The sequence below is a fragment of the Terrabacter sp. 2YAF2 genome (genome assembly GCF_052114705.1).
GTDB lineage: Bacteria > Actinomycetota > Actinomycetes > Actinomycetales > Dermatophilaceae > Terrabacter.
In genome coordinates this window covers 558,087-579,989 of record NZ_JBFRFG010000001.1, presented here as the reverse complement: position 1 = coordinate 579,989, position 21,903 = coordinate 558,087, and the positions used below count along the sequence as shown (strand labels likewise).

25 protein-coding genes are annotated in these 21,903 nt (G+C 72.7%); 11 read left to right on the top strand and 14 right to left on the bottom strand.

Annotated elements, in window-relative coordinates:
* Positions 1-6 precede the first annotated feature (6 nt).
* From AB4030_RS02720 to AB4030_RS02705, 4 genes are read left to right on the top strand one after another with little or no spacing between them, the layout of a single operon-like run.
* Entirely contained in the window at positions 7-558 is a 552-nt protein-coding gene (locus tag AB4030_RS02720; protein ID WP_442277636.1) for an isoprenylcysteine carboxyl methyltransferase family protein, read from the top strand.
* Positions 555-1,625: an NAD(P)/FAD-dependent oxidoreductase gene (locus tag AB4030_RS02715; protein ID WP_442277635.1), complete on the top strand. Its 1,071-nt coding sequence runs from the start codon at positions 555-557 to the stop codon at positions 1,623-1,625. Before AB4030_RS02720 ends, AB4030_RS02715 begins: the two co-directional genes overlap by 4 nt.
* Positions 1,622-2,236, top strand: a complete 615-nt coding sequence (gene idi, locus AB4030_RS02710) for an isopentenyl-diphosphate Delta-isomerase (protein ID WP_442277634.1) — start codon at positions 1,622-1,624, stop codon at positions 2,234-2,236. Before AB4030_RS02715 ends, idi begins: the two co-directional genes overlap by 4 nt.
* Positions 2,237-2,245: 9 nt before the next feature.
* Positions 2,246-3,043: a phosphodiesterase gene (locus AB4030_RS02705; protein ID WP_442277633.1), complete on the top strand. Its 798-nt coding sequence runs from the start codon at positions 2,246-2,248 to the stop codon at positions 3,041-3,043.
* A gap of 1 nt (position 3,044) precedes the next feature.
* On the opposite strand, the gene AB4030_RS02700 is transcribed toward AB4030_RS02705, so the two are convergent.
* From AB4030_RS02700 to AB4030_RS02680, 5 genes are all read right to left on the bottom strand, one after another.
* Entirely contained in the window at positions 3,045-3,485 is a 441-nt protein-coding gene (locus AB4030_RS02700) for a hypothetical protein (protein ID WP_442277632.1), read from the bottom strand.
* A 111-nt stretch (positions 3,486-3,596) separates the two neighbouring features.
* Positions 3,597-4,316: a dienelactone hydrolase family protein gene (locus AB4030_RS02695; RefSeq protein ID WP_442277631.1), complete on the bottom strand. Its 720-nt coding sequence runs from the start codon at positions 4,314-4,316 to the stop codon at positions 3,597-3,599.
* A gap of 24 nt (positions 4,317-4,340) precedes the next feature.
* The gene (locus tag AB4030_RS02690; RefSeq protein ID WP_442277630.1) at positions 4,341-4,874 is read right to left on the bottom strand and encodes a hypothetical protein; all 534 of its coding nucleotides are present in this window, start codon (positions 4,872-4,874) and stop codon (positions 4,341-4,343) included.
* A 109-nt stretch (positions 4,875-4,983) separates the two neighbouring features.
* Positions 4,984-5,499 carry a DoxX family membrane protein gene (locus tag AB4030_RS02685; RefSeq protein ID WP_442277629.1) on the bottom strand — a complete coding sequence of 172 codons (516 nt, stop codon included), beginning with the start codon at positions 5,497-5,499 and terminating at the stop codon, positions 4,984-4,986.
* A gap of 126 nt (positions 5,500-5,625) precedes the next feature.
* Entirely contained in the window at positions 5,626-6,072 is a 447-nt protein-coding gene (locus tag AB4030_RS02680) for an NINE protein (RefSeq protein WP_442277628.1), read from the bottom strand.
* A 175-nt stretch (positions 6,073-6,247) separates the two neighbouring features.
* Between AB4030_RS02680 and AB4030_RS02675 the strand changes: the two genes are divergently transcribed.
* From AB4030_RS02675 to AB4030_RS02665, 3 genes are read left to right on the top strand one after another with little or no spacing between them, the layout of a single operon-like run.
* Entirely contained in the window at positions 6,248-7,495 is a 1,248-nt protein-coding gene (locus AB4030_RS02675; RefSeq protein ID WP_442277627.1) for a sensor domain-containing protein, read from the top strand.
* A complete protein-coding gene (locus tag AB4030_RS02670) occupies positions 7,483-8,124 on the top strand; it encodes a response regulator transcription factor (RefSeq protein WP_442277626.1) in 642 nt (213 codons plus the stop codon). Before AB4030_RS02675 ends, AB4030_RS02670 begins: the two co-directional genes overlap by 13 nt.
* 9 nt (positions 8,125-8,133) lie before the next feature.
* The gene (locus AB4030_RS02665) at positions 8,134-9,036 is read left to right on the top strand and encodes a DUF4097 family beta strand repeat-containing protein (RefSeq protein WP_442277625.1); all 903 of its coding nucleotides are present in this window, start codon (positions 8,134-8,136) and stop codon (positions 9,034-9,036) included.
* A 100-nt stretch (positions 9,037-9,136) separates the two neighbouring features.
* On the opposite strand, the gene AB4030_RS02660 is transcribed toward AB4030_RS02665, so the two are convergent.
* Entirely contained in the window at positions 9,137-9,502 is a 366-nt protein-coding gene (locus tag AB4030_RS02660) for an antitoxin (RefSeq protein ID WP_442277624.1), read from the bottom strand.
* Between the two features lie 246 nt (positions 9,503-9,748).
* On the opposite strand from AB4030_RS02660, the gene AB4030_RS02655 reads away from it, so the two are divergent.
* Positions 9,749-10,501 (top strand): SDR family NAD(P)-dependent oxidoreductase, encoded by a 753-nt coding sequence (locus AB4030_RS02655; protein WP_442277623.1) that lies wholly within the window; start codon positions 9,749-9,751, stop codon positions 10,499-10,501.
* Between the two features lie 34 nt (positions 10,502-10,535).
* Here the strand turns inward: AB4030_RS02655 and AB4030_RS02650 are convergent, their stop codons facing one another.
* The 3 genes from AB4030_RS02650 to AB4030_RS02640 form a co-directional block, all read right to left on the bottom strand.
* The gene (locus tag AB4030_RS02650) at positions 10,536-11,567 is read right to left on the bottom strand and encodes an NAD(P)H-binding protein (protein ID WP_442277622.1); all 1,032 of its coding nucleotides are present in this window, start codon (positions 11,565-11,567) and stop codon (positions 10,536-10,538) included.
* Positions 11,564-12,115, bottom strand: coding sequence for an SRPBCC domain-containing protein (locus AB4030_RS02645; protein WP_442277621.1), 552 nt, complete (start codon positions 12,113-12,115; stop codon positions 11,564-11,566). Before AB4030_RS02645 ends, AB4030_RS02650 begins: the two co-directional genes overlap by 4 nt.
* 149 nt (positions 12,116-12,264) lie before the next feature.
* A complete protein-coding gene (locus AB4030_RS02640) occupies positions 12,265-13,458 on the bottom strand; it encodes a GNAT family N-acetyltransferase (protein WP_442277620.1) in 1,194 nt (397 codons plus the stop codon).
* A 243-nt stretch (positions 13,459-13,701) separates the two neighbouring features.
* Here AB4030_RS02640 and AB4030_RS02635 point away from each other — a divergent pair, with 243 nt between their 5' ends.
* The gene (locus tag AB4030_RS02635) at positions 13,702-14,502 is read left to right on the top strand and encodes an inositol monophosphatase family protein (protein ID WP_442277619.1); all 801 of its coding nucleotides are present in this window, start codon (positions 13,702-13,704) and stop codon (positions 14,500-14,502) included.
* Between the two features lie 60 nt (positions 14,503-14,562).
* Here AB4030_RS02635 and AB4030_RS02630 read toward each other — a convergent pair whose 3' ends face one another.
* Positions 14,563-15,198 carry a hemerythrin domain-containing protein gene (locus AB4030_RS02630; RefSeq protein ID WP_442277618.1) on the bottom strand — a complete coding sequence of 212 codons (636 nt, stop codon included), beginning with the start codon at positions 15,196-15,198 and terminating at the stop codon, positions 14,563-14,565.
* A 158-nt stretch (positions 15,199-15,356) separates the two neighbouring features.
* Here AB4030_RS02630 and AB4030_RS02625 point away from each other — a divergent pair, with 158 nt between their 5' ends.
* Together AB4030_RS02625 and AB4030_RS02620 are read left to right on the top strand one after the other, a co-directional pair.
* A complete protein-coding gene (locus tag AB4030_RS02625) occupies positions 15,357-16,784 on the top strand; it encodes an esterase/lipase family protein (RefSeq protein WP_442277617.1) in 1,428 nt (475 codons plus the stop codon).
* A gap of 59 nt (positions 16,785-16,843) precedes the next feature.
* Positions 16,844-17,251, top strand: a complete 408-nt coding sequence (locus AB4030_RS02620; RefSeq protein WP_442277616.1) for a VOC family protein — start codon at positions 16,844-16,846, stop codon at positions 17,249-17,251.
* A 22-nt stretch (positions 17,252-17,273) separates the two neighbouring features.
* Here AB4030_RS02620 and AB4030_RS02615 read toward each other — a convergent pair whose 3' ends face one another.
* The 4 genes from AB4030_RS02615 to AB4030_RS02600 are packed head-to-tail and all read right to left on the bottom strand — an operon-like array spanning position 17,274 to position 21,843.
* Complete coding sequence (locus tag AB4030_RS02615) at positions 17,274-18,872, bottom strand: MFS transporter (RefSeq protein ID WP_442277615.1); 1,599 nt, start codon at positions 18,870-18,872, stop codon at positions 17,274-17,276.
* A gap of 58 nt (positions 18,873-18,930) precedes the next feature.
* Positions 18,931-19,728 (bottom strand): arylamine N-acetyltransferase family protein, encoded by a 798-nt coding sequence (locus AB4030_RS02610; RefSeq protein WP_442277614.1) that lies wholly within the window; start codon positions 19,726-19,728, stop codon positions 18,931-18,933.
* Positions 19,729-19,761: 33 nt separating this feature from the next.
* Positions 19,762-20,784, bottom strand: a complete 1,023-nt coding sequence (locus AB4030_RS02605; protein WP_442277613.1) for a Y-family DNA polymerase — start codon at positions 20,782-20,784, stop codon at positions 19,762-19,764.
* 54 nt (positions 20,785-20,838) lie between these two features.
* Positions 20,839-21,843: a patatin-like phospholipase family protein gene (locus AB4030_RS02600; RefSeq protein ID WP_442277612.1), complete on the bottom strand. Its 1,005-nt coding sequence runs from the start codon at positions 21,841-21,843 to the stop codon at positions 20,839-20,841.
* Positions 21,844-21,903: the final 60 nt, after the last annotated feature.

The window sequence follows — 21,903 nt, the reverse complement described above, 5'->3', positions numbered from 1 at the left end:
GCGCCGATGACGTCGCAGTGGCTCTTCACCGGGCTCGTGGTGCTCGTCGGGCTCGAGCGTCTTGCCGAGCTCGTCGTCTCGAAACGCCATGCAGCGTGGGCGTTCTCGCGCGGCGGGATCGAGCGCGGCCAGTCGCACTACCCCGTCATGGTCGCGCTCCACACCGGCCTGCTGGTCGGCGCGGTCGCAGAGGTCTGGGTCGCCGACCGGCCCTTCGTCCCGACGCTCGGCTGGGTCATGCTCGCGCTCGTCGTCGCGAGCCAGGCGCTGCGGTGGTGGTGCATCACCACCCTCGGCAACCAGTGGAACACCCGCGTCATAGTCGTCCCCGGCCTCCCGCTCGTGCGCCGAGGCCCCTACGGCCTGATCCCGCACCCCAACTACGTCGCCGTCGTCGTCGAGGGCTTCGCCCTGCCGCTCGTGCACAGCGCCTGGATGACGGCCCTGGTGTTCACCGTCGCCAACGCGGCCCTGCTCACCGTGCGCATCCGGTGCGAGAACGCCGCGCTGCGCGAGATCGCCTCTCCCGCAGGCGCGCCCACCAAGGCCGCTCGGTGAGCGCCGACGTGGTCGTCATCGGCGGAGGGCCCGTCGGGCTGGCCACGGTGTTGTATGCCGTCCGCTCGGGTCTGTCTCCCGTCGTCCTCGAGCCGCGGATCGGGACGATCGACAAGGCGTGCGGCGAGGGGCTGATGCCCGGGGGCCTCGTGGCGCTCACCGACCTCGGGGTCGACCCGCCCGGCCACGGCCTGCGCGGCATCCGCTACGTCGCCCGGGGGCGCCAGGTCGAGGCCGACTTCACCGTGGGGCCGGGGCGCGGTGTCCGGCGCACGACCCTGCACGACGCCCTGACCCGGGCCGTGGCCGACACCGGAGTCGAGGTGGTGCCGTTCGGCGGGGCCGAGGTGACCCAGGACGACGGTGCCGTGACGGTGCGCACCGTCGGACCGTCCGGCGCCGGCCCGACTCTGACCGCTCCCTGGGTGGTCGCCGCCGACGGGCTGCACTCGCCGACGCGCACGTCCCTCGGGCTCGACCGCGACCATGCAGCCGACACCCGTCCGCTGCGCCGCTACGGACTGCGCCAGCACTACGGCATACGCCCGTGGAGCGACCACGTCGAGGTGCACTGGGCCGCCCACGGGGAGGCCTACGTGACGCCCGTGGCCGACGACCTCGTCGGCGTCGCCGTGCTGAGCAAGCGGCGGATCCCGTTGTCGGAGAGCCTGGCCGAGTTCCCGCAGCTGCGTGAGCGGCTGGACGGGGCACCCGTTGCCACGTCGGTGCGCGGCGCGGGACCGCTGCGGCAACGGACGACGCACCGCGTCGCCGGACGGGTCCTGCTCGCCGGTGACGCGAGCGGCTACGTCGACGCCCTGACGGGGGAGGGCATCTCGCTCGGTCTCGCCCACGCTCGCGCGGCGGTCGCGGCCATTGCCGCGGACGACCCGCAGTCCTACGAGCGGTCGTGGCGTGCCGCCACCCGGCGCTACTCGCTCCTGACCCACGGGCTCGTCCAGGTCACGCGTCCGGCGTGGACCCGTCGGCTGCTCGTCCCGGCCGCCGCCACGCTCCCGCCGGTCTTCCGGAGCGCCGTCAACGAGCTCGCGAGGCCGGGCCGATGACGACGACCGGGCCCGAGGAGCTCGTCGTCCTCGTGTCTGCCGACGGTCACGCCACCGGCACCGCGCCCAAGGCGACGGTCCACCACGCCGACACCCCGCTCCACCTCGCCTTCTCCGTCTACCTCTTCGACGACCGCGGGTCGCTGCTCGTGACGCGGCGCGCCCGCTCCAAGGCCACGTTCCCCGGCATCTGGACCAACTCGGCGTGCGGGCACCCGGCACCGGGCGAGGCCGTCGAGGACGCGGTGCTCCGACGGGCCCGGGACGAGCTGGGTCTCGACGTGCGCGACCTGCGTCTCGTGCTGCCGCGCTTCTCCTACCGGGCCGAGATGGACGGCACCGTCGAGTGGGAGCTGTGCCCCGTCCTCGCCGGACGGGTCCCCGGGGTGGTGCCTGAGCCCTTCCCCGACCCCGCCGAGGTCGAGGAGGTCCGCTGGGTGGCGTGGGAGGCGTTCGCCGCGGACGTCCTCTCCGGGCGGCGCTCGGTGTCGACGTGGTGCCGCGAGCAGGTGGCCGAGCTGGACGCTCTCGGACCCGACCCGTCCGCCTGGCCGAAGGCCGATCCCGCCGACCTCCCGCCCGCCATGACATTTCGCTCCCGCGCTGGGTAGGTGGAGGGGGTGACCGCCACCTCCACTCCGCGTCCGGCGCCGCCGCGCATGCCCACCCCGCCCGCACGGGTGGCCGGGGTCGCGCTCGCGGCGGGACTCGGTCTCGTCGCCCTGATGACCGGACGCAAGCCGCTCCACGCGGCGGGTCGCACGTGGGGCGCCCAGCTGCGCATCGACGTGCCGAAGCCCGACCTCGGGGTCCCGGTCCTCAGGGAGCGGGGCGTCCACCCGTGCACCGCCCGGGTGTCGCGAGCGGTCGGCACACCCGACGGGTGGTGGGACATCGGCGGTCTGGCCCTGCGTCTGCCCGGGGCCGGCGCCCTGGGTCGCCCGGCGGACCTGCTCTTCGCGACGACGGGCACCGGGCACGTCAGCCGGCACGTCCTGCGGCCGGTGCGACGGGCCGCCGGTCGTCCGCTGACGACGCTCCTGCCCACGAGAGCGGGGGGCCGCTCGGTCGCGCTGCTCCTGCGTCCGGTCGACGACGCGACGGTCCCGCAGGAGTTCGAGCTGGCCATCGCCGTCGACCGCGGTGCCTGGGACGCCGTGGGCCTGCTCCAGCTGCGGGAGGAGCGCTTCGACGCCACGATGCGGTTCGACCCGATCGTCGACGAGCTCGAGGGCACCACCGCGCCGGCCTGGGTCGTGGCCGTGCGGGAGCCCGCCTACCGCTGGTCGCGCCGGCTCAGCCGTCGTGCACGTCGCCCCGACCCGCACACCGACTCCGATGCGCCTGACGCGGGTGTGCTCAACTCGGGTGTGCTCAACTCGGGTGTGCGCGAACCGGGTGTGCGCGACTCGGTCTGAGTCAGAAGAGCCCGTCGGCGAGGGCCTCGAGCGCCCTGCCGTCGCACCCGGCCGCGAGGGCCTCGTAGGTCGCGCCTCGAGCCGCCTCGCGGGCGTCAGGGGTGAGGGCGGCGATGACTGCCGCGACGGCTCGGGCCTCGACGCACTCGGAGGTCAGCTGCAGCTGATCGAGGGAGGGCGGGACCGGGGCGCCCTCGAGCTGGCTCTCGCAGGCGGCGTCGAGGTCGCGCTCGAGATTCCACAGCTGGACGAGCTCGGCCACCTCCGGATAGCGCTCCAGGCCACCCCGGGCGACCTCGAGGGCGGTGGCGTCGTGGACCCCCGTCACGGCGCACGCGAGGCGGGCGACGCGGAAGGCGAAGACCCGGGCGTGCCCCGGGTCGGCACCCGCGATCCGTGCGGCGAGCCCGGGGGCCACCGCCTCGAGCTGGTGCAGCTCCACGGGCACTCCTCGTTCGTGACTGGTCGGCGCTGCAGGAGCAGCCCTGTGGGCCATACCCGATGCACCCCGCGCCCACCCGGTGCCCGGGCGCGTCGCGGGCCCGGGACCGGCTCACGAGACCGGCAGGCGCTCCCGGAGGAAGCCGACGGTGCTCGACCAGGCGAGGGTCGAGGAGCTCGGGTCGTGCCAGGGCATGTCGTCGTTGTCGAAGGCGTGGTCGGCGCCGGCATACGTCTCGAAGACGGTGGCGGGCTGCTGGGTCACGGAGGCCTCGATCCGCCGCACGGTCTCGGTGTCGATGAAGGAGTCGGCCAGCCCGAAGTGGTGCAGGCTCGGGGCGGTCACGGTCAGGGTCTCGTGCAGGTCCGGCAGCGCGGAGCCGTAGTAGCTGACGAGCGCGTCGAGGGGTGTGGTGTCTCCGGCGTCCCCCGACTCGAGGTGCGCCGCGACGGCGAAGCCGAGGCCCCCGCCGAAGCAGAAGCCGACGGTGCCGACCCCTGCCGTGACCTCGTCACGGTCACGGAGCCACTTCACGCTCGCGGCGGCGTCGCGGACGGCGGCGTCCCAGTCGAGGCGCTGCACGAGCGCGACGCCCTGCTGGAGCGCGTCGTCGCCCTCGACCGGCGAGACGACCCCGAGGCGCCAGAAGATCTCCGGCGCGACGACGACGTAACCGAGCTCGGCGAGCTGGGCGCCGCGCCGCTGGATGTAGTCGCTGACACCGAAGATCTCCTGGAGCACGACGATGCCCGGTCCGTGGCCGGTCGGGGGGAGCCAGAGGTGCGCGGGCATCTCGCCGGCGTCGGTCGTGATCGTCACGTGTTCGGTCATGCCGCCAGTATGTCGGGGGGCCGGTCAGCGCCGCGGACGAAGGTCGAGCAGGCGCGCGTCGTACATGCGGACCCGCTCGGCGAGGATGTCGTGCTCGCGCTCCTGGCTGCGGAGGACCACGACGAGCGCGACGATGGTGGCGACCGTCAGGGCGCCCAGGGTGACGAGCGCGACGACACCGGACCGGGTGTCACCACGCCCGGTCGCGAGCAGGAAGAGGATGGCGGCGAAGAGCAGCGCGACGGCGCCGCCGAGTCCGCCGATGCGGCGCGAGGCCGACCGGTCACTCGCGGCCAGCGCCTCCTGGGCCAGGGCACGCTCCTCGCGAGCGACGCTGCGGCACAGGTAAGTCGCGGCCGGGAAGCGGTGCGTGCCGCCACGGCGGCCCCGGGTGTGGGGCCGGTAGTCCGACGGTGCGTCGACGAGGTGCGGACGTGGCGCGGCGTCCGAGCCTGACACGGCAGGAAGCGCAGGCAGTGCAGGCAGTGCGGGCAGAGCGGGCACAGCGGGCAGAACGGGCACAGCGGGCAGAACGGCCGTCGTGGTCAGCGCGGACATCAGCCGACTCCTTCTCTGTCTCGGTCGGGACGTGGAGTGACCGGCCGACCGCTGGGTGCCCCGTCCCTGTCAGGGTGCACCCAGCGGTCCCCCGCCGGAAGGTCTTTCGTCAGTCGTCCGAGCCGGGGTGCAGCCGGGCGCCGAGGGCGTAGGCGGCGACGACGAGGGCCGACGCGGCCAGGACGATGTCCTTGAGGACGTACTGGCCCATCAGGGTCGGGCCGTGCGGGAAGAGCTCGGCCGTGAAGAGGGCGAGGGGCGACATGATGCCGATGAGGGCGCCGCCGAGCACGACGATCCCGACGCGCAGGAACTTGCCGGTGACGAGCGTCAGGCCGATGACGGTCTCGGTGACGGCCGTCAGCAGCACGGCCGCGTGACCGGAGACGAGCCCGAAGGTGAGCCGGTCGAAGGTCGCCGAGGCGATGGCCTCGGCCGGGCTGAGACCCGGCACGAACTTGATGACGCCGAAGCCGAGGAAGACCAGCCCGAGGCAGATCCGCAGGACCTGCAGGCTGTGGGCGACGAGAAACGCCTGGAGCCGGTCGACGGCGGCCGTGGCGGTTCGGGTCGCGAACTCGCGCAGGCCGGTCGTGGCCGGGTGGTCGATGACGAGCTGGGACATGGCGGTTGCTCCTTGAGGTAGGACGGTCGAGACCTCAGAAGGAGCGGGGCCGCGAGAAATACGCCTCGTCGCCGGCCTGAGTCCAACTACCTAGAGCAAACCCGTTCCTACGCGGGCAAATCCGCGTCACCAGTTGATGAGCAACCGGTCCTGCTTGTCGCGGAAGGTGCCCACGAGGATGACGACGAGGTCGACGAGGGACCAGATGCCCAGCCCACCGAAGGTCACGAGCTGCAGGACGCCGGTTCCGATCTTGCCGACGTAGAAGCGGTGGACGCCGAAGACCCCGACGAAGAAGCAGAGCAGCGCCGCCGCGAGCCTGGACCGGTCGCTCACCGGGCGACCCTCCGTGTCCAGGGCCACCGGAACGAAGGCGGCGGCCAGCGATGGTGCGGCCTGCACGGGCTGGAGGGGCTGGGCCGGCGGGAGCTGTGGACCCACCTGGTCGGTCCACGAGTCGCCGTCCCAGTAGCGCGACTGCGGCTTGCCCTCGGGGTCCGGGTACCAGCCGGGCGGGATCTCGCGGGGTGGCGGCTGGGTGGGCGTGGTCGGCTCTTCGGGCTGCTGGGTCATGGTGGCCTCCGAGGGAGTGGGCGGTCGACAGCCGGACCGGGTCTCCACCCCAGCATGGACGACCGCGATGCTGCCAGCAGCCCTTTGGAGCCGGCGGCGCCCTGAACTTTTCTCCACCCCGGATCGGTCACAAACGTCATGGTCCGACCCGCCCCCTGAGTCCTACCGTGGTCGCGTGACCCCCAACCGCAGGCGCCTCGAGCGTCGCCTCGCACCCCGCCACACGGCATACGTCGTCCTGGGTGGGGTTGTCGCGGCGGTGGCCGCCCCGTTCGTGTGGGCCCTCGCCGGGCTCGCGACGGGACTGGCCGTCCTCGTGGTCGGCGTGGCGGTCGTCGGACTGCTCCTCGTCGTGTCCGAGGGCCTGAGCCGCTGGCACCGGGCGCGGGCAGCCGCCCTCCTGGGTGTCGCCGTCGCCGCACCGGCCGGCCCGGCCGCACCGGGCTGGCGCGGCTGGCTGGCGCGGCTGGGTCGGGCGACGACGTGGCGTCAGCTGGCCTACCACGCCCTCGTGGCGCCGGTCGTGCTCTCGGCCTCGGCCGCCCTCCTCGCTTTCTGCTGGGGAGGGGGCCTCGTGCTCGTGACCTCGCCGCTGTGGTCGCGGATCAGCCCGGAGGTGGCGGCCCTCTCCGGTGGGGTGCTCCAGGGCGTCGGCCGCATCTGGGCGCAGACGGCAGTCGGGTTCGGCTGTCTCGTCATCGCCCCACGGCTGGCCCGTGGGCTCGCCGCGCTCGACCTCGCGATCCTGCGCCCGATGCTCGGCGAGACCCGGGGCGAGCAGCTCTCGCCGCGCGTCACCGCCCTCGAGCAGACCCGCGCGGGCGTCATCGACGCCGCCGACGCGGAGCGCCGCCGCATCGAGCGGGACCTCCACGACGGCGCGCAGCAGCGTCTCACCTCCCTCGCGCTCAACCTCGGGATGGCCCGGTCCGCGCTCACCACCGACGCCCCGCCGGCGACGCGCCGGGCCATCGAGGACGCCCACGACGAGGCCAAGCAGGCGCTCGCCGAGCTGCGCGGGTTCGTCCGCGGACTGCACCCCGCCGTCCTCGACGAGCGCGGGCTGGATGCCGCCCTGTCGGGCATCGTCGCCCGCTCGCCGGTGCCGACGAGCCTGCACGTGTTGCTCGCCCACCGTCCCCCGCGCACCCTCGAGGCCGTGGCCTACTTCGTCGTGTCGGAGGCCCTGACCAACATCGCCCGGCACTCGGGAGCCACGTCGGCGACGGTCCGGGTCACCTCGGACGCCCGAAGCCTCGTCGTCGAGGTGAGCGACAACGGGCATGGCGGCGCCGCGACCGGTTCAGGTTCCGGCCTCACCGGCCTGACCAACCGGGTGGCCTCCGTCGACGGCACCCTCACCGTGACCAGCCCGGTCGGCGGTCCCACCGTGCTGAGGGCGGAGATGCCGTGCGCGTCGTGATCGCCGAGGACTCGATCCTGCTGCGCGACGGTCTGATCCGTCTCCTTGCGGCCAACGGCATCGAGGTGGTCGAGGCCGTCGGCGACGCCGAGGCCGCCCTCGTCGCCGTCGAGCGGCAGCGACCCGACCTCGCGCTGCTCGACGTGCGTATGCCGCCGACCCACACCGACGAGGGCCTGCGGGCCGCGCTCGTCATCCGCGCCCAGTGGCCGGGCGTCGCGCTGCTCATCCTCAGCCAGTACGTCGAGGAGCGGTATGCCGCAGACCTCCTCGCCGGCACGACCTCCGCCGTCGGCTACCTCCTCAAGGACCGCGTCGCCGACGTCGACGACTTCGTCGAATCGCTCCGCCGGGTCGCCGACGGCGGGACCGCGCTCGACCCCGAGGTCGTCGCGCAGCTGCTGCTCCGGCGGGACAAGAGCCCGCTCCACCGGCTCACCGACCGCGAGCGCGAGACCCTCGCGCTCATGGCCGAGGGCCGCTCCAACACCGGCATCTCCCGGGCGCTGCACGTCAGCGAGAGCGCCGTCGCCAAGCACGTCACGGCCATCTTCACCAAGCTCGACATGCCGACGACCGCGGGCGACCACCGCCGCGTCCTCGCCGTCCTTCAGTACCTCTCGGAATAGGGGACCGACATGACCATGCACGAACCCGTCGACCCGCCCGCACCGGTCCCGGACGACCGGGTCCACGGCGACTCGCTGCCGGGCGCAGGGCCGTACGGCGACTCCTGGCTCCGCCCGACGCTGGCGCCCCGGCAACCCGAGGGGCCTGCCGACGTGCCGTCCGCTCCGTCCGCTCCGTCCGCTCCGGCAGCTGCGTCGTCGCGACCGTGGTGGCTCGTCGCCGGGCTCGGCGCGACCTTGGTGCTCGCGGGCATCGCCGGCGTCGCGACGTGGGGCGCCGCGACCGGGGGCCTCTGGCGCAGCGCCGACCAGCAGCAGACCTACGCCCGGCCCATCGGCGCGCTGACGATCCAGGGCGGCGCGAGCGACGTGCAGGTCCGGGGCGGCGGCGCGGCCGGCACGGTCCACGTCAGCCGGCACCTGTCGTGGGGTCCGGGATCGGGAGAGCCGACCCCGCGCGAGTCCTTGAGCGGGTCGACCCTCGCGATCGACGCGAACTGCACCGGCTCGTTCGGCGGGTGCTCGGTCGACTACGTCATCACCGTCCCGGACGCGACCGACGTCAGCGTCGTCACCGGGTCAGGCGACATCGTCGTCGGGGGCTCCTTGGGCGGCGTCGCGCTCAAGGCGGGCTCCGGCGACATCAGGACGACCAACCTCGCGGCCGACCAGGTCACGGCCGAGGACGGCAGTGGTGACGTCGATCTCGAGCTCGCGACGGCGCCCCCCACGGTCGGGGTCAAGACGGGCTCCGGGGACGTGTCGGTCCGCCTGCCGCCGAACACCCACTACGCCGTCGACTCCGCGACGGGGTCCGGCGACACGAGGGTCCGCGTCACGGACGACCCGGCCAGCACCTCGCGGCTGCGGATCAGGAGCGGTTCGGGCGACATCACGGTCGACGACCGCTGAGGGTGCGGTGCGGCCTGGTTCGATCGACAACGGACGTACAAGAGCCGTATGCCGCCGAGGGGGAGGGGTCCGGCGGCATACGGCCCTTGCGGGTGCCGGCTCAGGTGGGGTTGCCGGCGGGGGTGTCCTCGTCGAAGGCACTGTGCTTGTCGTCGGGCACGGCAGAGGCGGCCGGTGTGGGAGGTGCCGTCCTGTCGTGCTGCTCGACGAGCTTGTCGATGCCCTTGTCGACCGAGGCACGAACCTTGGTCACGGTGTCGGCGTGCTTGCCGCCCGTCTTCTCGTCGATCTTGGCCTCGGCCTTGTCGAGCGCGCCTTCGACCTTGTCCCGGTTCTGCTGGGCGTAGCCGGCGACGGCCGAGACCGCGGCCTTGACCACCTCGACGACCGCGTCGCCCAAGTCCTTGGCCTTGTCCTGCAGGTGGACCTCGTCCGCCTTGTGCTTCAGCTGCTCACCGAATGACACGGTGTCTCCTCGTCTCGCACTGGCCCGACCCACGTCGGGCTCACTGCTTCCACAGTCATACCCCCGGGTCGCTCGCCGCAACCGGGATCCACCCCCAATTCGACCCCGACCGACCCTGAGTCGACGCGGGAATCGGCGGGATGCCCGAGATGTCCGGGAGCGGATGAACTGCGATGTCGCGGCGACAGGCAGAGACTGAAAGTGCGCGGGAAAGGCCTGTCGCACAACTGAACTGGAGTGATCACCATGGAGCGGCTCGAAGGGCGGGTGGCGCTCGTGACGGGCGCAGCGAGTGGCATCGGCAAGGCGACTGCTCGACGCCTCGCCGAGGAGGGCGCGGCCGTGCTACTGACCGACGTCAACGAGTCCCTGGGCGCCACGACGACCGAGGAGCTGCGGGGCACCGGCGCGAAGGTCGACTTCCTCAGGCACGACGTCGCGAGCGAGTCCGACTGGGAGGCTGCTGTGGCCAAGGCGGTCGAGGAGTTCGGCTCTCTCGGGATCCTCGTCAACAACGCCGGCATGGGTGACCTCGCGACGATCGAGGACACGAGCCTCGCCGACTGGGAGCGCACCATCTCCATCGACCAGACGGGGGTCTTCCTCGGCATGAAGACGGCGGCAGCCCACCTCAAGGCCTCGGGTCACGGCGCGGTCGTCAACATCAGCTCGATCTTCGGCACGAGCGGCGGCTTCGGCACCTCGCCCGCCTACCACGCGGCCAAGGGCGCGGTCCGGACCCTGACGAAGAATGTCGCTCTCCACTGGGCCACCGAGGGCGTGCGGGTCAACTCGATCCACCCGGGCTTCATCGACACCCCGATCCTCGACGCCGCGCGCGGCACCGCCTTCGAGCAGACGATGATCGACCTGACCCCGATGGGGCGCCTGGGACGGCCCGAGGAGATCGCGGCCGGCGTCGCCTACCTCGTCAGCGACGACGCGGCCTTCGTCACCGGGCTCGAGCTCTACATCGACGGCGGCTACATCGCCAGGTGAGCAGGTCCGCCACCGAGTCCCTCGGGCAGCCGGCCTACCGGCCGCGGGCGGCGGACCACAGCCACGCCAGGACCGACCGGTGCCTCGACCATCCCGGGTCGCCCACCGACGGCGCCTGCGGGTCACCGTCGACCGCGGCGCCGTCCGGCGTGCCGTCGCCGGCCCGGGGTGTGGCGAGCGACCGGGTCACCGCGTCCGTGACGCTGAGCCGTCCGCCGGGGGGCTCGCCGATCACGTCGGCGGCGTCGCGATGGCCGACCATGTCGTGACCGAGACTCGGGATGAGCGACTGCACCGTGCCGCTCGGCACGTCGACGAGGGCACCGGCGACGCGCGCGACCGTCTCGACGGGGGCCAGCCACACGGGGACCTGCACGCGCAGCAGCCGGGCACGGGTGGCATACGTCCTCAGCAGCGCGACGTAGCTGAGCCGGTCGGGGCCCACGACGTCGAGGTGCCCGGTCACGTCGGGCCGCTCGAGCGCCTCGGCGAGGAACCACACGGCGTCCGCGACGGCGACCGGCTGGATCACCGAGCCGCCCATCCACGCCGGGACGGTCTGCACGACGCCGAGCCGGTGCGATATCTGGCGCATCACCTCGAAGCTCGTGGACCCGGCGCCGACGACCATCGAAGCGCGCAGCGTCAGCACCGAGCAGTCCGCCGTCGCGAGGATCTCCTCGACCTCGAGCCGCGAGAGCAGGTGGTCCGAGAGCTCGTCGTCGGGCAGGTCGGGCACGATCCCCGAGAAGTAGACGAGCCGCGAGGCACCCACGACGCCCGCGGCATACGCGACGTTGTCGGCTGCCTGCCGGTCCAGCCGCATGAAGTCCGGGTCGTCGAGCCCGTGCACGAGGTAGCAGATCGCGTCGACCCCGCGCAGCGCCTCGACGACACGGTCCTCGTCCTGCACGTCGACCCGCCGCCACTCGACGTCACCCGACCAGGGGTATGCCGTCGACGGGCTGCGGTGGTGCGTCGCCACGACGTCGTGGCCGCGTCGTAGCAGCTCCGGCACGAGCCGCGACCCGACGTAGCCGCTCGCACCGACGACGGCGACCCTCATCGGCGTTTGCGCTCGCGCCGGTCGCGCCGGAAGGAGCCGAGAAGGTCGGTCGCGGAGCGGACGAGGTCGAGCGAACCGTCGTCGTCCGCCTCGGCGTCCGCCACCGGCCCGGACACGGCCATGCAGGTGAGGAACCGCTCGATGAGCGGGTCGGAGGCGCGCTGGACGAGACCGGTGCCGAAGTCCATCGGGAAGCCGAGGAAGACGAGGTCGGTGACGAGGTGCGCGCGGGTGCGCTCGCCCTTGTCGATCGGGTGCAGCCTCAGCGTGATGTCGATGGTCGCCTTGCCGAGGCCGTGCCGCTCCTGGCCGGTCGCCGTGAGGCGCGCGCGGCCGCCGTCCTCGTCGCGCTCGACCATCGAGCCGGTGCCGTCGAAGTACATCGACAGCGGACCGAGCTTCGCCTTGATCTCGCCGACGAAGTCGTCGCCGTCGACCTTGGTCACCTTGGCGCCGGGGAAGCACCGGCCGATCCGACGCAGGTCCATGAAGTTCGTCCAGACCACGGCCTGCGGTGCGTCGAGCTCCTGTTCGTGACCGAGTCTCATCGCGTGTCCTTCCGTCGGCCGCGCCGCCCGGCGGGTGGCAGGCGGCGCATGGTCCACCGTGGCATACCCGCACGGGTGCGGGCAGGGGCGGCCCCGTCCAGCACGTGGCTCGCCCGGTTCCGACCCGCGTCAGACCGGGTGAGCCCGCGTCAGTCCGTCGCGCCGGCCGGCAGGAGCTCCCAGTAGAGCCCGTCGCCCCAGCCGCCTCCGGCGACGCGGTCGACGGCGTGCTCGCGACCGAACTCGACGAAGCCGACGGAACGCAGCACGGCGTTGCTCGCCGCGTTGTCGGCCGCGGTCTCGGCGACAAGCCGGCGCACCCCGAGTCCGCCCTCGCCGGCGGGGGCCAGCGCGTGCGCGACGGCGAGCCGGGCCGCCTCCTTGGCCGCGCCCCGACCACGGGCACTCGGGAAGAACTGGTAGCCCAGCTCGGCCGCGTCGCCGATCGGGCCGCCGCGACTGAAGAGGGTCACGCTGCCGAGGGCGCGGTCCGTCTCGAGGTCGGCGACGCACCAGTCGACGGCCGCCCCCTCGGACATCCGTTCCTGCCGCGTGAGCAGCCAGGCCGCGAAGGTCTCCGGTCGCAGGATGGACCGGGGCGGCATCCAGTGCTCGGGGTCGTCGCGTGGCTCGATGGCGTCGACGTCGGCGGGGCGCCACGGACGCAGGCGGACCCGCTCCCCCTCGACCACGGGCGCGGCGAACCACGGCGTCCGTGGCGAGAGTGCGTCGCCCGGGGTGATGCTGGCGGTCCATGTGTCGAGCGCCTCGGCCCCGCCGTCCGGGTCGGGGTGGCTGCCGGGGATCGTGCCGTGGAAGGTGAAGCCGGCCGCCCACGCCGCCCGGCGCGAGCCCCAGTTGCCGACGACGGCGCGCCAGTGCACGCGGGTGACCGGCGCGCCCCAGACCGGCGTCGCGAAGGCGTGCGCGACGACGAGCCGCACCGCACGCGACATGAGCCCCCGCCCACGGGCGTCCGGGTGCAGGCCGAAACCCAGCTCGCCGGCGGAGGGCGCCGCCCCCGGACGCAGGTCGATGGTGCCGCCGTAGCGCGGGGCGCCCGTCTCGTCCGTCCACTCGATGGCCCACGAGCGCGTGCCGCCGGGCTCGCCCCACGCGCTGAGGTTGTGCTCGACCCAGCCCAGGGCGTCATCGCGCGAGTAGGGCCGCGGGACCGTCGTCCAGCGCAGGCTCGCGGGATCGGTGCTCTGCTCGACGATCGCGTCGGCGTCGTCCCGCGAGTGCGCTCGCAGGGTCACGACCCCGTCGGTCAGCGGGACCACGGGGGCCACGGGCTGTGTCGCGGTCGGGATCACGGCGGGCGGCGGGGAGGTGTCGGTCACGGCGTCAGCCTGCCATCCGGCATACGCCCTCGTCACCGAGGTTTGGTCGTCGCGGGTCCCGGGGAAGAAGGCGGACCGGGAGTCGGCAAAGACGACTCCCGGTCCAGTGGCCCGCTTCCCCTCCACAGGCTGCGTACCGAGCCGTACCTACCCGTTCGGTGCTCAGCGCGAACAAGCGAGATGCGTCCGCGCGCCGGACGACCTGCGTCTGCTCCCTCGAGCGGGGCTCGCTAGGTTGGTGGGGTGGAGACCGACGAGGTGCTGGGCCTGCTCATGGACGTTGCCGAACAGGTCATCAACCCCCGGTTCCGGGCGCTCGCCGACGGCGAGATCCACGAGAAGCGGCCCGGTGACCTCGTCACCGATGCCGACCGTGAGGCGGAGGTGCTCATCACCGCGGCCCTCACCGACGCCTACCCCGACGCGGTCGTGCTCGGCGAGGAGACCTTCGCCGGCGACCCGGCGCTGATGGAGCGGTATGCCGTCGCCGACCACGCCTTCACCGTCGACCCCGTCGACGGCACGAAGAACTTCGTCCACGGCTCGAAGGACCACGCCGTCATGGTGAGCGAGACCGTCGCCGGCGAGGCCGTCCGCGCGTGGATCTGGCAGCCCCAGCACGGGCTCGGCTACGTCGCCGAGCGGGGCGCCGGCACGTGGCGCCACGACGCCGACGGGGCGCAGCGCCTGACGATCCCGGAGCCCGCCGACCCGGGACTGCGGGGCCGGACCTCCCGCCGCGCCTGGGTCGGACGGGCGCTCGCCGGTCTCGAGCCGATGACGCTGACGTGGGTGTCGTGCGGCATCGACTACCCCAAGCTCGTCGAGGGGGAGGCCGACTACATCCTCTACGCCTCCGCCGCGCCGTGGGACCACGTGCCCGGCTCGCTGCTGCTCACCGAGGCCGGTGGCCTCCTCGGCACGACCGAGGGCGTGGCCTACTCACCCCGCGACACCGCGCCCCCGGGCCTGGTCGCCGCCGGCAGCCCCACGGCATACGACCACGTATGCCGCGCGCTCGCCTCGAGCGCCCACCTGCCCTGACCCGTGGGCAACTGGGCACTCGACGCAACCTTCCAGTCGAGTGCCCACTTCCCTACGGGGTCACTCCTCTTCTGAAGCGTCGGGCGACGCCTTCTTGGACGGGGCGGAGCTCGCGGGCGCGGTCTTCGCCGCCTTCTTCGCCTTGCTGGCAGCCTTCTCGGCCGTGGCGGAGGCCCTGCCCGTCTTCTTCTCCTCGACGTAGGCCTCGGGGTCCTTGTCGCGCGGGGTGATCCCCTCAGCGGCGCGCACGGCCTCGTAGCGCAGGAACTGGATCGCGATCTCGTGGCGCAGCTCGAGGCTCGCGCGCTGGCGGAAGTCGGCGAGGTCCTGGCGCTCCTCCTCGCCCATGTGGTCGCTGTTGTGGACGTTGGCGTCGACGACGGCCGTCCACCACTCGTCCGAACCGGTGCGGCAGCGCCCGACCTGGCGCACCGACTCGCGGATGTCGTTGTGGTCCTTGACGGCGTCCTCGACCTCCTCGTCGACGGACTCGGCGTCCGCGCCACCGGTGCCGATGCGGAGCAGCTCGGGGTAGAAGTACTTCTCCTCCGCCTCGGCGTGCGTCTCGAGGAGGATCTCGAGCCGCTTCCAGATCGCGGCGAGGCCCTCGTGGTCGTCGCGCGGCCACTCCTCGAGCATGGCGAACATCCGTCGCTGCTCGTCGTGCTGTCGGAGGATGACGTCGGTGATGTCCACGAGGGGGGCCTTTCTGTCGTCCGGGGGTTCCGGATCCACTGTGCCGCATCCATACCCGTTGTCCCCGGTGGGCTGGGCCGTTTCGGGTATCCGCGGGCACGCCTGGTGCCACCGTTGGTCGGGAGAGTTCACCGACGCACGATGGGTGGTGGGTCCGCATGACGAGCAACGACCTGGTCGTGGTGCTGCCGGGCATCACGGGCAGCACCCTCGGGGTCCGGGGTGACGACGGCTCGCCGGCCGGCAAGAACCTCATCTGGGCGCCGAGCGGCGGAGCGGTGTGGAAGCTGCTGCGGGGCGGCCAGTCCATCCTCAAGAAGGCGCTGCCCGAGGGGATCGGCGACGGGCATCCGGACGACGGCGTCGAGCCGGTCGCGCTGATGCCCGACGTCCACGCCCTGCCCGGGATCTGGACGCCGATCCGCGGCTACGACGTCCTCGTCAGCGCGCTGGAGACGCAGGGCTACCGGCGGGGCGGGGACGGGAGCGGCAGGCCCGCGTCGCTCATCGCGTACGCCTACGACTGGCGCCTGTCGAACCGCTACAACGGCGAGCGGCTCGGGACCGTCGTGGAGCCCGCGCTGGAGCAGCTGCGGGCGCAGGGCGGGGCGTATGCCGACGCCAAGGTCGTCTTCATCGGCCACTCCATGGGTGGCCTCGTCGCACGCTGGTACATCGAGAAGTGCGGCGGCGCCGAGGTGACCCGCAAGCTCATCACGCTCGGCACGCCGTGGCGCGGTGCGACCGACGCGCTCGAGCAGCTCGTCAACGGCGTCAAGAAGGGGATCGGGCCGCTGTCGGTCGACCTGACGGACTTCTCTCGGAGCATGCCCTCCCTCTTCCAGCTGCTCCCGGAGTATGCGTGCATCAGCAACGCGGGCGGGTGGGCCAAGACGACCGAGGTGTCGGTGCCCAACGTCAGCACCGCGATGGTCGCCGACGCGATGGCTTTCCACACCGACCTCCAGGCCGCCGAGGCAGCGCGCCCGGCGAGCCACACCATGACGCACATGGTCGTCGGCATCCGGCAGCCGAGCCAGACCACGGTGACCTTCCAGGACGGGCACGCGATCACGTCGCAGACCTTCGGCTCAGACAACGACTACGGCGACGGCACGGTCTCGCTGACCGGCGCGGTGGGCCTCGGCGAGGCGCTCGACACGAACCTCGCCGTGCGCGTGCCGGAGCAGCACACCAACCTCCAGTGCAACCAGTTCGTGCTCGACCAGGTGCAGGAGATCCTCACGGCCGTGCCCATCCGCCGGCGCGAGATCACCGACACGAGCGTGCGGGCCGTCGTGCCCGACCTCGTCACGGCGGGCCAGTCGTTCAAGGTGGCCTTCGACCTCGAGTCCGACGAGCCGGGCGCCGACCCGCCGCACAAGGCCGTGACCGTGACGGTGCGGAGCGCGAAGGGGAAGGTGCTCGCCACGGCGGAGCCGGCGCTGCGCCAGGGCCACGGGGTGGCGACGTTCGCCGACCTGCCGCCGGGCACGCACACGGTGGCCATCGCGGGCTCCAGCCCCGAGTCGACGGTGCGACCTGTCGTGTCGACGACCCTCGTGTGGCCCGAGCCGACGCACTGAGCCGCCTCGCCCGCCCTCCATCGCGACGTGGTGTCCGCGACTGGTGGTTGAGTGAGCGCATGACCTCAGAGACCACTGGATCGACGATCGGCTGGGACTGCGTCGCGCTCGACTGCGCCGACGCGGCCGGCGTGGCGCAGTTCTATGCCGACCTGCTCGGTGGGACGGTCGACGCCGACCCCGACGGGGACTGGTTCAACGTCGTGTGGGACGGCCCGCGCATCGCGACCCAGCTCGCGCCCGACCACGAGTCGCCCGACTGGCCGCGCGGCCAGCAGCAGGCGCACCTCGACTTCGTCGTCGCCGACATCGCGGCCGCCCACGAGCGGGTGCTCGCCCTGGGCGGCGCGGCCCTCGACCCCGTCGAGCCGCCCCAGCCGCAGCCCGAGCGCGGTTTCCGCGTCTATGCCGACCCGGCCGGGCACCCGTTCTGCCTGTGCCGTCCGACCAAGGACGCGTGGGGCTGAGCGCTGGACGTGCAGCCGACGCTCAGCCGAGGTCGAGGCCTTCGAGGGAGGACGACGGCCTCTGGTCGGGCAGGCGCAGCATCCGGAACGAGTTGGCGAGTCCCAGCAGGCCGGCGAGCAGGGGCACCAGCAGGGCGATCTGCAGGGACCTGTTCCGGGCCTCGTCGTTGATGGCCAGGACCTCGGCCTCGACGGCCGGCGGCTGCCCGGTGATCTGTTGGTCGAGCTGGGTGTTGCTCATGATCTCGGCGTCGTGCTCGAGGGCCTGCGCGATCTGCTGCTGCTGCGCGGCGGGGATGACGGGACTGTTCTCGACCAGCCGGGTGAAGCTGAACGACAGGGCGGCGAGCATGAGGCCGCCCGCCAGGGCCAGGCCGAAGGAGAGGCCGAAGGACCCGGCGGCGGAGTTGACCCCGGCGGCCTCGCTGACCCGCTCCTCCGCGATGGGAGCGAGCGTGTAGTTGTTCAGCTGTGACACCAGCAGGCCGAGGCCGCACCCCGTGACGGCGAGCGGCACCACGAAGTACCAACCGTTGTCGGCGCGGGGGACGAACGGGATGATGGCCAGCACCCCGAGGCTCGTGAGGAAGAAGCCGGCGCGAATGATCGCGGCGGGGCGTCGGTCACCGGCCTTCTTCCCGGCCAGCACTGCGGCCGCGAACATGCTCAGCGACAGCGGGGCCAGCGACAGGCCGGACTGTAGGGCGTTGTACTCGAGCGTCATCTGGAAGTAGAGCGGGAGGGCGATCATGGCGCCGCCCAGCGTGACCTGTTGCAGCAGCTGCCCCGAGACCCCGGCCGTGAAGTTCGGGTGACGGAACAGGTCCGGGTCGAGCAGGGTGACCCGACCGGCTCGCTTGCGCCTGATCAGCCACCGAGCCAGGAGCACGAGGGCCACGGCCCCGACAGCCATGAGCAGACCGACGAGCTCACCGCCTTCCTGCCAGACGAGGATCCCGAGCACCACCCCGCCCATGCCGATGACCGACAGGACCGCGCCGACGACGTCGATCTTGCGCGAACCGGTGTAGGCGACGTCCCGGACCAACCGGATCTGGCTCAGGACGACGACGATGATGACGACCTCGAGTGCGAACCCGACCCGCCACGACAGGTACGTGGTGACGAACCCGCCGATCAGGGGGCCGATCGCGGCTGCGACGGCGGCTGAGGCGCCGACGAGTGCGTAGGCCTGCTTCTGGGCGGCGCCGACGAAGTTGCCGTGGATCAGCGACTGCATCGCGGGCAGGAGCAACGAGGCTCCGAGCCCACCGATGATCGCCCAGAAGATGATGATCGCCGTGAGGCTCTGGGCGAGCGTCATCGCGAGCGCGCCGACCGCATATCCGAGCAGGCCCAGCACGTAGGCCCGCTTGCGCCCGATCAGGTCGCCGACCTTGCTGTTGATGAGGATGAAGGCGGCCGAGACCAGCGCCTCGAGCGCGATGGCCGACTGCACGCCGCTTGCGGTCGTGTCCAGGTCGACGACGACCGCCGAGATCGACACGTTCATGAGCGAGGTGTCGACCACGAGGACGAACATCGCCATGGCCAGCAGGAGCATCAGGCGGCGGCTCCCCGAGGCGTCGGGATCCGATCCTTGGGCGGGGTTTTGCGTCATGTCACCCTCTCGGCCACCGAATGGGCCGAAGTCTATCGAGGCCGGGCCGGCGCGTCCGTCAATCGAGGACGATGCCGAAGTGCTCGGCGAGGGCCGCGCGGACCGCGTCCTCGTCGGGGAGCTCGCTCTCGTCGCGGCGGCCATGGGTCGTCGTGATGAGACGGGTGCCGCTCAGGGTGACCCGCCCCGTCGGGGTGAGCAGCGAGGCGACACGCGACCTGGTGAAGTGGCTCTCGGGCGAGGTCTGCTGCCACTCGTTGCGATCGGCGAAGTCGGCCAACGTGCGTGACGTCGTCGTGAAGACGAAGCGGTCCTGCCAGTCCTCGCCGTCGCGGCGCTCGCGGAAGGCCCACGTGACGTCTCGCCGGGCCAGCCCCACCGTGTGGCCGCGCTCGCGCCGCTCGAAGTCGTCGTGCAGCGGGAGCGGCTCGATGAACCCCTCGCCGAATCCGACGTCGGCGAGCACGGGCTCCTCGAGGCGGCCGCCGGAGACGACGAGCGCGACGTGGTCGAAGTCGTCGGTGAGCCCGCCGGCCGCGGTGGCCACGCGCGCGGAGACGAGGTCGACGGCATACCCGAGACTGCGCACCAGCAGCGCGAAGAGGCCGTTCAGCTCGTAGCAGTAGCCACCACGCCGGGCGCGGACGACCTTGTCCAGCAAGGCAGCCCGGTCGAGGCGGATGGGTCGGCCGAGCGCGATGTCAAGGTTCTCGAAAGGGACGGCCGTCAGGTGCGCCCGGTGCAGTGACGCGAGCGCCGCGGAGGTCGGCGCCTCCGGGGGTGGGGCGCCGATGCGCGAGAGGTAGGCGGCGGCCTCGTCGGGGGAGAGGGCGTCGGTCGTGGTCGGAGTGGTCACCCGGTCATCCTGCGACCTCGAGTGGACGTGAGGTCAAGCAGGAGCCGGCAGCGGCAGCGTCACGCCGACCATCGTGACGCCTCGCCCGTCCCGCTCGTATGCCGTGCGCTCGAGCAGGAGCGCCGCGGCAGTCCGCAGGGCGGCGCGGTCGAGGGTGGGGGCGTCGAGCCGCCCGCGCTCGAGCATCTGGGCGCCGTCGTCGTAGCGCACCAGCACCTCGAGGCGGCTCGGGAGCCGGGTCGGCGCGTCGAGGTCGAGCACGCGGGTCACGGCCCGGTCGACGCAGCCGTCGAGCACCGCGACGACCTTCGACCGCGTGCGCGTGGCGGGGAAGGAGCGGCTGGCGCTCACCGACCGGCGGGCTCGAGGGAGACGGATCGTCGCGTCGTCGGTGCCGCGCTCGATGGACAGGAGGCGACGCGCCATCGCCGTGCTGACGATGCGCTTGAGGTCGCCCTCGTCGAGGCCATGAAGGTCGGAGACGACGAAGAGCCCTGCGGCGTGGAGCTTGTCGTAGGTCGTGGGCCCGACACCCCACAGCTCGTCGAGGCGCAGGCGCGGTCGGACCCGGGCCTCGAGCTCTGCGTCGACGACGAGGAGGCCGTCGGGCTTGGCGCGGCGGCTCGCGAGCTTGGCCATCAGCTTGGTGCGCCCGACCCCGACCGACACCGGCAGCCCGATCTCGGCTCGAGCGGCGGTGCGCAGGGCGACGGCGATCCCCCTCGGGTCGCCCTGGTCGCGCCCGGTGACGTCGAGGAACGCCTCCTCGACCGAGCCGGGCTCGACGAGGGGAGTGAACCGGTGGAAGATCTCGAACAGCCGAGCGGACGCCTCCTCGTAGGCCTCGGTGCGGTAGCCCGTCACGAGCACCTGGGGCCAGCGCCGCTGCACCTGACGTAGCGGCATACCGGCGTGGATGCCGAGCGCGCGCGCCTCGTAGGACGGGCACGCGACAACCTCGTGGGCGACGACCATCGGCCGGCCGCGCAGCGAGGGGTCGTCGCGCTGCTCGACCGAGGCGAGGAACGCGTCCGCGTCGGCGTGCAGGAGAACCACAGGGTCAGTCTCGCTCGCGGCACCGACACCCGGCCGAGACGAGGCGCGTGATGGTCAGTAGCCCGCTTGGTCGAGGGCCTCGGTCGTCAGCTGGCGGCCGAGCTCGATCATCTCCGCAGCGCGATGGAAGTCGAGGGTGCGCACCGCGTTCGACGGGACGGTGACGAGCACGTCCGGGGGGTTGCTCGCCATCCGGTAGCGGGAGATGAGGGCGCTCATCGTGTCGAAGGACATGTTGAGCAGGTCGAGGAGCCCGACGTCGGCGGACCGGACGACGAGGGCGTCCGCCGGGGACTGCGGGAGGTCGTCGAGGGCCTCAGGCGGGATCGTCTGGTTGTGGTCGAGGTCCCGGGCATGGCCCCCGAACCGGCTCGTGATGGCCCGGACCCGCTCGGACTCGAGCACCTCGGTGGCACTGCGGCGCAGGCGGGTCGTCCACTCCTCGCGCGGGACCGGTTCCGACGACTCCTTGACCGGGGTCGTCGGACCACCCCCTGAGGTGCGCATCCCCGACAGGGAGATGGCGATCGTCAGGTCCGCCGAGGCCGCGGCGGTCGGCTCGATGGGGATCGGGTTGATGAGGCCGCCGTCGACGAGCACCCGCCCGTTGATGACCGCCGGGGTGATGACGCCCGGGATCGCGATCGAGGCCCGGATCGCGTGCTCGACGGGCCCCCGCTGGAACCACACCTCGCGTCGCGCGTTGATGTCGGTGGCGACCGCCGTGTAGGGGATCGGCAGGCTCTCGATCGTCGCACCGTCGAGGATCTCACCGACCTTCGCGATGATCCGCTCGGCCCGGATCGCCCCGTTCGGGGAGGTGATGCTGAGGTCGAGCAGCCGCCACACCTCGCGCTGCGTCAGGCTCCGCGCCCAGTCGGTGTAGGCCTCGAGCTTGCCGGCCGCGGCGACTCCGCCGACGAGCGCGCCCATCGAGGTGCCCGCGATCGACACGACCTCGAAGCCCCGCTCGGCGAGCACCTCGAGCGCGCCGACGTGGGCGTAGCCCCGGGCCCCTCCCGAGCCGAGCACGACCGCCGCACGCATCCCCTCTGCCACACCCCAGACGATACGACCACCCGAAGGGGCCCTGGTGTGGGTCAGTGTGGGTGCGTGTGG

Excerpts from the sequence above, each read along its gene's own strand:
- AB4030_RS02655 (WP_442277623.1), top strand. The coding sequence starts at position 9,749 with ATGGAGCGGCTCGAAGGGCGGGTGGCGCTCGTGACGGGCGCAGCGAGT.
- AB4030_RS02690 (WP_442277630.1), bottom strand. The coding sequence starts at position 4,874 with ATGTCCGCGCTGACCACGACGGCCGTTCTGCCCGCTGTGCCCGTTCTG.
- AB4030_RS02720 (WP_442277636.1), top strand. The coding sequence starts at position 7 with ATGACGTCGCAGTGGCTCTTCACCGGGCTCGTGGTGCTCGTCGGGCTC.
- AB4030_RS02665 (WP_442277625.1), top strand. The coding sequence starts at position 8,134 with ATGACCATGCACGAACCCGTCGACCCGCCCGCACCGGTCCCGGACGAC.
- AB4030_RS02615 (WP_442277615.1), bottom strand. The coding sequence starts at position 18,872 with ATGACGCAAAACCCCGCCCAAGGATCGGATCCCGACGCCTCGGGGAGC.
- AB4030_RS02625 (WP_442277617.1), top strand. The coding sequence starts at position 15,357 with ATGACGAGCAACGACCTGGTCGTGGTGCTGCCGGGCATCACGGGCAGC.
- AB4030_RS02680 (WP_442277628.1), bottom strand. The coding sequence starts at position 6,072 with ATGACCCAGCAGCCCGAAGAGCCGACCACGCCCACCCAGCCGCCACCC.
- AB4030_RS02685 (WP_442277629.1), bottom strand. The coding sequence starts at position 5,499 with ATGTCCCAGCTCGTCATCGACCACCCGGCCACGACCGGCCTGCGCGAG.
- idi (WP_442277634.1), top strand. The coding sequence starts at position 1,622 with ATGACGACGACCGGGCCCGAGGAGCTCGTCGTCCTCGTGTCTGCCGAC.
- AB4030_RS02645 (WP_442277621.1), bottom strand. The coding sequence starts at position 12,115 with ATGAGACTCGGTCACGAACAGGAGCTCGACGCACCGCAGGCCGTGGTC.
- AB4030_RS02650 (WP_442277622.1), bottom strand. The coding sequence starts at position 11,567 with ATGAGGGTCGCCGTCGTCGGTGCGAGCGGCTACGTCGGGTCGCGGCTC.
- AB4030_RS02620 (WP_442277616.1), top strand. The coding sequence starts at position 16,844 with ATGACCTCAGAGACCACTGGATCGACGATCGGCTGGGACTGCGTCGCG.
- AB4030_RS02695 (WP_442277631.1), bottom strand. The coding sequence starts at position 4,316 with ATGACCGAACACGTGACGATCACGACCGACGCCGGCGAGATGCCCGCG.